The sequence below is a fragment of the Geobacillus sp. LYN3 genome (assembly GCF_003064505.1).
Taxonomy (GTDB): Bacteria; Bacillota; Bacilli; order Bacillales; family Anoxybacillaceae; genus Parageobacillus_B; species Parageobacillus_B toebii.
This window is the reverse complement of the sequence record NZ_QCWL01000001.1, coordinates 1,916,253-1,925,543: the sequence shown is the minus strand read 5'-3', so window position 1 is coordinate 1,925,543 and position 9,291 is coordinate 1,916,253. Positions and strand designations below refer to the sequence as shown.

Here is a 9,291-nt window from a genome sequence, read left to right as displayed (position 1 = left end):
GCATATTTATCAAAATTTGGGGGCTAGAAGTTCAATTTATCTCGAAGAATTTTTACTCCTCAGAGCTGGAATTTATGTATGGAAAGTAAAGGAGTTTACTTTAAATATGCACTACTTAATCTATTTTGATGAGAGCAATAAACTCGACCAGTTTAACGCTAACTATTCTTACTATGGGGCTTACGGAGGAACCGATGCCGCAATGGCAAGGGTTGTTAAGCAAGTTCGAAACATCTTTAAACAGTGTAATTCTTTTAGTGAACTTCATTTTCGAGAGTATACGAAAGACAACCTTGTCAAGAAATATTTTCAAACTCTTCATACGGTTATTAATGAGAATGTACAGATTAATATTCTAACCGTTAATAATAGGGATGCTTTGTATGCGGCACAGAAAATCGGATTAACGGCGACTGAACTAAGAAACTTATTCTATATCAAAATACCGGAAAGATTATTTTATGGAATGACTCGGGATTTATCAAGTCAAGAATCTGGAACGATTAAGGTGAAGATTAAGGTAGACCAGAATGATGAGTATGATAAGCTTTTTCTTGAAACGAAAATCATTGAACAGATGAACGCACATTCGGCTTATCGCAATAAAAATTACCGCGTTGTTAATGTTCTTTCTCAAAACTCTGTTAAATCAATACCTTTGCAAATAGTGGATACATTTATGGGGATGGTTATATTTTTGTTGGAACAAAATTATCTTGAATCGTCCAATACTGCCAAGATAAAAAGTGATTTAATATACCGGTTCCTTATTGAAGGAAATAACTTAATGAAGTTTCAACAGCAAATCAAACTATATAAATGGACGGGACACGAAGAACTCACCTTTGTCAATATCAGCGACTATGTATCACCTTTTATGGCTTATAAAGCAGCATATGATTCACAAGAAATAATACGAATTCAAAAGATCATGGTTGAGAATCCAGCGATGCCTCTAAAAGAGCTTAGACTCAAGACAGGCTATCCGAATACCATGAAGAACACACTGATCGGATACAAGGATCAGATTGAAGGGCGGGGTAGGAATTATTCTATTTTATGATTCTCTTAGTTAGTTTTTTTATCAATAAATATGAATCTTTGACACACAAAGAAAAGAAGGAGTTTTCCCATCATGGACGTTCGAATTCGGGCCATTTATGAAACCCGAGTTCGGCAGTCATGGCCGGCTGCATCTGTAAAATAGATCTGGAAAGGAGCGCCCGATGAGGATACGCAAATGTGCTAGAGCAGTGATCATCAATGAGCGAAACGAAATTCTTCTTCAGCAATTTGAATTTCGGGATGTAGTAGGGAACAAAGTGTTATGGGTTACTCCAGGAGGGGGCATTGAAGAAAACGAGACCCCAGCTGAAGCTTTAAAAAGGGAATTATACGAAGAACTAGGCATAGTGGTTGATCTTCTCGGTGGCCCCATATTCCAACTGGATGTATGGATTGAAGGAAAACAAGGTTCTTTTATTAGCCGGGAAATTTATTATCACGTTACGATCCAATCCGATACGGTGTTGTCTATCGAACATATGACAAAGAACGAAAAAGACACACTGAAAGGACTCAAATGGTGGAGCAAAGACGAATTGCAGAAAATCGACAACTTTGCGCCTCGTGAAATATTGAACTACATATAGTTTTCTGCTTTTCACTGCGCTGCGGTTGCAGCGAGTCGAGGGGGGAGTAGAGGGAATCGTGACGTTCCTTTCTCTACCCGTGGTGCTAGATAAACTCAAGCAAGCATAAAAATAGCCCTTGCCTGCGGATCTCCTTAAAATGAAAGTGCGACCTACCATTCGAAAGGAGAATCCCCATGCAAGAGCACTTTCATTTTACTACAGATCGGGCCAAGATTCAAAAGCAATATGCCGCCATTTTCTTTTTTGTTTCTGCCCAACTTTCATGCATTCAGGTGCATCTTCATCGTCGAAATCGCCATTTGGTCAAGCAAGAGGACGCTGTCATCATCGCCATTCATCTTTTAGGAAAGCTGCTCGGTTTTACTTCTGAACGGGCGTGGCATCGCTTTGTTATCGGGAACTTGTTCCCAAAGGGGCAGTTTCTGGAACGTTCCCGGTATCATCGTCGTTGTCGATCACTGCGTTTTGCGATCAAATGGATTCGCCATGAATTGGCGAAACGCGGGCAGCACCATGCCTACGCTGTGGTGGATAGCTTGCCAATCGAGTTATGTCATGCCGTGAGAATGGATCGGGTCAAACGGTTTCAAGGAATCGCCGATATCGGGTATTAGTTATTATCAACAAAAAGGTGGGGGTAATAGTGTTAGACAAGAAAAAAGTAGGAAATATATTAGGTGTCACGTCTTTGTTTCCTGTAATCATAAGTATCATTATTTTCTATGTTGAAAGAGGTCCAGATGCTGATGTTTATTTCGTGATCACAATTTATGGCATCTTATCAATTATTGGTATTTTATTCGCTGTGTTCTCGTGGTTGATGACGAAACGTTTCTTTCTGCCAATTATCAGCTTGATAGGAAATGGAGCGGTTTTGGCCATTGCTTTTCTTTTGCTATTGGCAATGGGGATTAGTGAACCATAAAAAATATTCTTATTCAAAGATTCTGCCCGTAGTTGCAATCTTTCTTTTTCTCCTGTAAATACACAAAAGTAGGTGGCATATAAAAATGGAAATGAGTAAGTTTATACTTCTTGGCGATATATTGATTATGAAAGTAAAGATTGATGGCGTTGATTATACAAATAAGTTTAGATTGAAAAACAGACATAAGTAAGCTTAAAACTCTGCAAAACATGCTTACTCCCTCGAATACGCTCCTCTTTTCATACGAATCAAAATCCTCTTCATTTGATCGCTTCACTAATAAAAAATAAACTTATCCAGTGTTCAAGAAGGGCTATCATAAAAGTCTAGCGATAACCGCTTTATATAGTAATTAAAGTATGTATAGATGCTGTTTCAACATGATGTCCGATGATTTTTCCAATTCATGCATATGTTTCATAAAAAAATTTGGAAAAACAGAAACATTTTTGTTTTTTATGCGTCTTTTATAGCGGAAGGAGGGTGGAAACCATTGCCAATAAATTTGAATTGGATATACTTATGCGCTTGTATTCAAAATCCCTTTTTCGCTATCTGTACAGATTAACCAATGATTATCATTTGGCAGAGGATCTTCTGCAGGAAACATTTTATAAGGCTTATTTACATGTAAGCGGCATAAGCGACATAGCACAAATAAAGTCATGGCTTTACCGGATCGCTTATCATACCTTCATCGACCACTGCAGAAAGCAAAAAAGATACAGGTTGTACAAGTGGATGATTTCTTTGCGTCGTTAAAGCTAGATCCATTATTAGAAACGGAAAATGCGTTTTTGCAAAAATATGAGCTGGAGTTGATTTATAAACATTTGTCCACCATGAAAGAACTGCAACAAAAAGCCATTATGCTCGTCGATTTAAAAGGATTTAGCTATAAAGAAGCGGCGGAGCTGTTAAACGTAAAACTCCCTTATTTAAAAAGCCTTGTGTTTCGGGGCAGGCGGGAATTAGAAAAACGATTACGCAATGAGGTGAAGGGATGAGAAAAGACGAGTTAAAACCATTATTGCAGAAATATCAAAATGGCACACTAAGCAAAGAGGAAGAACAAAAAATAGAGGAGCTTCTAGAAAGTTTTGACGTATACCATGAATTTCTCCATGAAACCCTTCATGATGAAGGGATGAAGGAAGCCGATCTCGCAAAAATGATGAAAAAGGCCTAACAAAAATTCTTTTTTAGAAATACGCTGCTTGTTGTATCGTTTATACTCACGATTGTTCCCTTATTGACTATGTTTACTTTTGTTTATTACGGCTGGGGGCGGGATCATAACCGAGGGAACGAATTGATTGAAACCATTCGAACGGTGAGTGAAATGATGTCTCCAAATGTGTATGTAGATTACGATACGGTGGATGTTGAGATCAAGCCCTTTACCATGACTGTCACGACCGACAAATATAAATGGATGGATGATAAAAGAAGTTATCTAGGCAAGGATACTTACAAACTATTTTTCAATGATGTGTTTGCTAAAGAATCGAATTATCGAGCGATTGGGTATTCGATTCATCACATTGGGATCAACTTTATTCATCCGAAAGCCAAATACTTTTTACCTGACGAACGAAGAAAAATTGAATCTCTCCCGAGCGATTGGTCGGTTGAAATCTATATTTCCCTGAATCGGTCCTATTCCTTAAAAGAAATCAATGAAAAATTCAAGGGATATCATATGACATGGCTTGCGTTGGACACAGGTGTAGAGGAACAGATGAGGAATGATTTAGATTTCATCCAAACACCAGCAATTGGCTTTCCGTACAAAAAAGTGCATGTAGATTCTGTATTCCATCGCTCGTTTACTGATTACGAAGAAGTAGTCAAAGGGCTCGAGCTATTGAGCAAAAACGAAAAATGGGCAACACAACTAACGGAATACAAAGACTTAAAGATGGCCGAGCGGCTAAAATGGATAAAAAAACATAAGGAATTGAAGATTTATGGAATCGCTATGACAGGAACCGCCAAAGATGTTTTGTCTCTAGAAAAGATGAAGGAAGTCAACGTGATTCGATTAGGTCAGATCCATTTGCCATAGAAAAGGGGGAATAGTCGAAAATGAGAATGGTAAGAATCAATATGCTAAATACATTGGTGGCTATATTTTTGCTTATTTTGTTAAATGTACAAATTATAGCGGAGATCCCTGTTTTTGATATCGGTTACATTTGGATTTCATTGTTCGGAATGCTTATATGCTTGCTTGGCCTCCTAAAAGAAGATCGATTCTACTCATATTTAGGCGGCATCCTTCACTTCATCCTAATCGTTTCTTGTATGGGAATGATTTGGTTTGGTATAGGCATTAACTACAAGCCGTAACTTTACTGCAGCAAAAGCGAAAAGGACAGTCCAAATAAGGCTGTCCTTTTTCAATATAGGAACGTGTTGCAAAAGACATAGATGCATACCTGTAAAACCAATACCAAATATCCCAAATTTATCTTGATATATTTTATTAGAACATTTAGATTATTCTATATATACAAAAATGAAATTTTCTAAAAAGCAAGTAACATATATGGTTTCGAAGGTAGAGGTTTATGGAAACACAATATAGCTGCTCTTTCTAATATGCTGGTTATATATTCATTTTTTATAATTGGTTTTAACAACCATAAAAGTGATTCTTTTTAATTCGTTAATCGAGCGAAAGCAACCGTGTTGATATTCATAATGGGGAAAGGTGCTTGAAATGACAAGTTTAAATGAAATGGTTGTAGTTTTGAAAGGGTTTATTTTACACGAAGGAAAAGTATTAATTGTACAACGCGCTAATGATGACGAAGTGGGCGGCGGAACGTGGGAGTTAGTCGGAGGGCAAATACACTTTGGAGAAGATTTAGAAGCGGCGCTGTTGCGAGAAATCCAAGAAGAAGTTGGATTGGATGTGACGGTGGAGCGGATTTTATATGCGACAACGTTTCAAACGCACGCAACGCGGCAAGTCGTCATTCTTACATACTTATGCAAAAGCGATCATCATGAAGTTGTTCTTTCGGAAGAGCATATCGATTATTGCTGGTCGACTAAAGAGAGAGTGCGTGAACTGCTGCCTCCGGCCATTCTTCACGACTTTGAAAGAAATGACGTGTTTTCGTTGGAAGAATGGGTATAGAGTAGAGATGGAAGATAGCTAAATGAGTTCAGTTCATGCCGAGTAAGATCCGCGGACCGCGCTATCCAAACAAGATGGTTTGACGGATTGATAAAAGATCAGGTGCTTTTTATGGGGTCACAATCTCAACTTCCAACACACAAACCATATCTACCAATTGCTTAATAAAATATTAATCGGGAGCTGATTCAGATGAGGGCATCACAGGAATTTATAAAGAAATTAGAAGAATTGTATCAAATCTATGAGAATGAGGTAAAAGAAAAATGGAAAGAAGGTCTGTTAGCTGATAACACAGCAAAAACATATCTGTGTCATTCGAGAAACTTTGTAAAATGGTGCCGAAATGAATTTGTTCCAGGTGGAAGAAACGAAAAGAAATAGTTGCAGTCACCATTGAAGTTGAAAAAGATTTCATTGCATCTGATGATGAACAATTTGATGAATATGTAAAATGGGAAGCTTCAGTTAATACAAGCTAAATTAGTATCTGCATATATCTCTATAAAATTTAGGTGAATCGTAATCTGATGTTGGATAACGAATATACGTTTCTGTAATATCGTTGAGCTGTACAGAGTAACCATGTTGAATTTAAGAAGTTCTCCAAACGGCGGAAAAGCCTCATTATCGGGATCGGGATTAAACTTGAGCAACTGTTACCCAGCCTGATTCTGCCTGCTGCATGGCTGAGCTACCGAATCGAACCCTAGGAAACAGATCGGGAGAAAGAGTGGCAAGCCATTCTGGAGCATAAGGAATAAAGCGGCGTGATGAGACAGTACTTGCACTTTACTGTCTCTTTTTTTGTTTTGCGATTTATTTCCATTCATTAATTAAAGTGGGGAAGGGATTATTACGAATACCCGTGGTGCTAGTTGAGCGTTAAGACTCAACTAGCACCACGGGTTTATTTCTACTTTTTTCTTTTTTTATCATATCCAAAATCCCCTCTTTTTGTAAATTTATATATTGGATAATAGATCTTTATATGGTAATATAATACATGGAATAAAATACTATACCCGTGGTGCTAGATAAAATCTCAAGACATAAAAACAGCCCTTGCATGAGGATCTCCTTTAAAATGAAAGTGCGAACAAACATCCAAAAGGAGAAGTCCCATGCAAGAGCACTTTCATTTTACAATAGACCAAGCAAAAATTCAAAAGCAATATGCCGCGATCTTATTCTTTGTATCAGAACAATTGCCTTGTATCCAGATGTATTTACAACGTCGAAATTGTCATTTGTTGAAGCAAGAGGATGAGGTCATCATCGCCATTCACATTCTTGGAAAATTGCTGGGGTTTACTTCGGAACGGGCTTGGCATCGATTTGTCATTGGAAACCTGTTCACAAAGGAAATGTTCCCAGAGCGCTCTCGATACAACCGTCGATGCCGGTCGTTGCGTTGGGCGATCAAATGGATTCGTCACCAACTCGCCAAACGTGGACAACATCACGCTTATGCGGTGGTGGATAGCTTACCCATTGAACTCTGCCACCACGCACGAATGTATCGCGTCAAACGATTTCAAGGAATCGCAGATATTGGGTATTGTGCATCCAAAAAGATGGCTTACTATGGACTTAAGCTTCATCTTCAGATTACCGACCAAGCGCTTCCGATGGGATATGTCCTGACCGAAGCATCCTGCCACGACCGGACAGCTGCGGAAACCGTGATGGCCCAACTTCCTCATCCGTATACACTTGGCGACAAAGGATATGTGAGCCAAGCCTTGCAAAAGAAACTATACGATGAATACAAAATCGCTTTTTGGACGCCTGCTCGGAAAAATCAACAAGTTGCGCAATCAAAAAAATGGAAACAATGGATGAAGCAAAAACGCAAAATCGTTGAAACTGCGTTCTCGGTTTTAGTGGATTCATTTCGGATTACGGAAATTCGTGCCAATTCGGTTTCTGGATTTGAAACAGCGCTTGATGGCATTTTATTGGCCCATTCTCTCGTTGTTCTTGGGCTAGTGGAGCGTTGACGCTCAACTAGCACCACGGGTAAATACTATAAATTTGGGGAGGTTTCAATATGAAAAATAAAACTTTAAATAATGGGTGTAGATGTATAAAATTTTGTGTAACACATTTTGCTAGACCAAAAAGAAAAAGGTAGGGTATTCTCTGATTGGATGAAAAACATTCTAAAGAAAGCCTTGATATATCAACATTTCTAGAGGGAGGATATATAAATTCATGAAGGGGCTGGTTACGTAATGAAACGATTTATACCTTATCTCGCTGCTCTTTGTTTCTCTTCTTTGCTCCTCCTACAACCTTATTCAGTTCATATTCCACATAGTTTGGCTAAGTCGTCTAATCAACAGAATGAAAATTGTACATCATGCCAAAAAGTACGGGAAGTTTCAAATTTCAAAACGGATAAAGTAAAAGATATCTACTTGATCAACGATGTAAAACATACTTTAAGTCAATTTTACAATGCTAAGCTTAGCAAATTTAAAAATAATGATTTTGAGTGGCGTGAATCCATAAAAGTAGATTATCAGAATGGAATTTCTGTTGTTATGATTCCATCTAAAGATAATCCAAAGTATAATGATCAAAAGGCATATTTAGTCGTAGGTGTAGATGGAAAACAGGGTCAATTGACAGATCCCACCTATATTGAACTGAAAAAAATCAATGATAAGTTTATGTTATATACGATCAAAACTTTGGATGATGTTAAAATCGTAACAGCAACCATTAACATGGCGGATGGGATGGTTACAAATGTTGAATTTTACGAAGAAAATCATTTGATTCAATCAAATGAGGTTAAGGCTGGATATTGGGATCGAGTGCAAGAATGTATCAAAAACAACTGGAGGACATTCCCTTCTTGGGCGAAGTTTGCGTGTGAATCCGCTTGCGGAGGTTGTTTGTTTGCCAGTCCTTATGCGTGTGGTGCTTGTCTAGGATGCTTAGGGGGATATGCGATAGGCTGTGCTCTTGCCTCTATATAAAGGCAAATTTTTTTCAAGGAGATGGTGCCAGTGCCGTTATCATTCAGGCAAAGAGGGGCATTGTGGAATGTCATCATGATTGTTGTATTATCGATCATGGCTATTTTTACTTATCCCTCCGAATGGTCTCACTTTTTCATTGTTGTTGCTGGCATTGGAGTGTTTATTACCCTAGATAAGATGTCCAAAAATAAAAGCAGGAAATGGAGAATCACTATTGCGGCGATTTTCTTTCTCGTTGCTTTCTCTATGTCTGCATACTATGTATTAAAATAGCGATGTTTTCACCATGTTTTGAGCATTTAACATCTTTCCGAAAGAAGTCTCCCACTTCTAAACGAAGTGAAAGTGGGAGATGAATTTCGGTTAGGTATAGGTGTGAGTAAAATGTTTGTGGGAGAAATTCTTAGAATTCCCCGATGAGGGGGGGTGGGAACGTAGGTTCGCAATCCCCCCTCATCGGGGCCACCAAGCGAAGCGCGGTAGGATCCCAAGCAAGAAACATGAAAAAAGGACTCTCTCCCTGGTAAGATGTTCATTGACCACACTACAAACAGGAGGAGAGAGTCC

The 9,291-nt window shown here is 38.4% G+C and carries 11 protein-coding genes and 2 pseudogenes; all 13 read left to right on the top strand.

The features are described 5' to 3' along the window. The coding region (locus tag DCC82_RS09980) for a DUF3800 domain-containing protein (protein ID WP_233252969.1) at window positions 1-1,063 on the top strand (1,063 nt) is incomplete at its 5' end. Window positions 1,064-1,226: 163 nt separating this feature from the next. Further along, entirely contained in the window at window positions 1,227-1,652 is a 426-nt protein-coding gene (locus DCC82_RS09975; protein ID WP_015374844.1) for an NUDIX hydrolase, read from the top strand. Window positions 1,653-1,828: 176 nt separating this feature from the next. After that, window positions 1,829-2,266: pseudogene (locus DCC82_RS09970) on the top strand (transposase family protein); the annotation flags it as partial. 32 nt (window positions 2,267-2,298) lie between these two features. Next, complete coding sequence (locus DCC82_RS09965; RefSeq protein WP_033005834.1) at window positions 2,299-2,580, top strand: hypothetical protein; 282 nt, start codon at window positions 2,299-2,301, stop codon at window positions 2,578-2,580. Between the two features lie 525 nt (window positions 2,581-3,105). Continuing rightward, window positions 3,106-3,345 carry a sigma factor gene (locus DCC82_RS18140; protein ID WP_233253029.1) on the top strand — a complete coding sequence of 80 codons (240 nt, stop codon included), beginning with the start codon at window positions 3,106-3,108 and terminating at the stop codon, window positions 3,343-3,345. Continuing rightward, on the top strand, window positions 3,321-3,590 hold the full coding sequence (locus tag DCC82_RS18135; RefSeq protein ID WP_233252968.1) for a sigma factor-like helix-turn-helix DNA-binding protein: 270 nt from the start codon (window positions 3,321-3,323) through the stop codon (window positions 3,588-3,590). The genes DCC82_RS18140 and DCC82_RS18135 overlap by 25 nt, the downstream gene beginning before the upstream one ends. Further along, the gene (locus tag DCC82_RS18130; protein WP_233252967.1) at window positions 3,587-3,772 is read left to right on the top strand and encodes a hypothetical protein; all 186 of its coding nucleotides are present in this window, start codon (window positions 3,587-3,589) and stop codon (window positions 3,770-3,772) included. Before DCC82_RS18135 ends, DCC82_RS18130 begins: the two co-directional genes overlap by 4 nt. Before the next feature lie 12 nt (window positions 3,773-3,784). Continuing rightward, window positions 3,785-4,021 (top strand): annotated as a pseudogene (locus tag DCC82_RS18555) (sigma factor regulator N-terminal domain-containing protein); the annotation flags it as partial. Beyond that, window positions 4,019-4,651: an anti-sigma factor C-terminal domain-containing protein gene (locus tag DCC82_RS09955; protein WP_286170497.1), complete on the top strand. Its 633-nt coding sequence runs from the start codon at window positions 4,019-4,021 to the stop codon at window positions 4,649-4,651. The pseudogene DCC82_RS18555 and the gene DCC82_RS09955, both read left to right, overlap by 3 nt. 20 nt (window positions 4,652-4,671) lie before the next feature. Next, window positions 4,672-4,935, top strand: coding sequence for a hypothetical protein (locus DCC82_RS09950; protein ID WP_108430343.1), 264 nt, complete (start codon window positions 4,672-4,674; stop codon window positions 4,933-4,935). Between the two features lie 373 nt (window positions 4,936-5,308). Further along, entirely contained in the window at window positions 5,309-5,731 is a 423-nt protein-coding gene (locus tag DCC82_RS09945) for an NUDIX hydrolase (protein WP_015863911.1), read from the top strand. A gap of 1,124 nt (window positions 5,732-6,855) precedes the next feature. Next, window positions 6,856-7,734, top strand: coding sequence for an IS982 family transposase (locus DCC82_RS09935; protein WP_097354499.1), 879 nt, complete (start codon window positions 6,856-6,858; stop codon window positions 7,732-7,734). A 234-nt stretch (window positions 7,735-7,968) separates the two neighbouring features. Beyond that, window positions 7,969-8,721 carry a putative immunity/bacteriocin fusion bifunctional protein gene (locus tag DCC82_RS09930; RefSeq protein ID WP_012749541.1) on the top strand — a complete coding sequence of 251 codons (753 nt, stop codon included), beginning with the start codon at window positions 7,969-7,971 and terminating at the stop codon, window positions 8,719-8,721. Window positions 8,722-9,291: the final 570 nt, after the last annotated feature.

Coding starts and splice junctions, on each gene's coding strand:
- DCC82_RS09935 (WP_097354499.1), top strand. CDS start 6,856: ATGCAAGAGCACTTTCATTTTACAATAGACCAAGCAAAAATTCAAAAG.
- DCC82_RS18130 (WP_233252967.1), top strand. CDS start 3,587: ATGAGAAAAGACGAGTTAAAACCATTATTGCAGAAATATCAAAATGGC.
- DCC82_RS09955 (WP_286170497.1), top strand. CDS start 4,019: ATGGATGATAAAAGAAGTTATCTAGGCAAGGATACTTACAAACTATTT.
- DCC82_RS09945 (WP_015863911.1), top strand. CDS start 5,309: ATGACAAGTTTAAATGAAATGGTTGTAGTTTTGAAAGGGTTTATTTTA.
- DCC82_RS18140 (WP_233253029.1), top strand. CDS start 3,106: ATGCGCTTGTATTCAAAATCCCTTTTTCGCTATCTGTACAGATTAACC.
- DCC82_RS09930 (WP_012749541.1), top strand. CDS start 7,969: ATGAAACGATTTATACCTTATCTCGCTGCTCTTTGTTTCTCTTCTTTG.
- DCC82_RS09950 (WP_108430343.1), top strand. CDS start 4,672: ATGAGAATGGTAAGAATCAATATGCTAAATACATTGGTGGCTATATTT.
- DCC82_RS09975 (WP_015374844.1), top strand. CDS start 1,227: ATGAGGATACGCAAATGTGCTAGAGCAGTGATCATCAATGAGCGAAAC.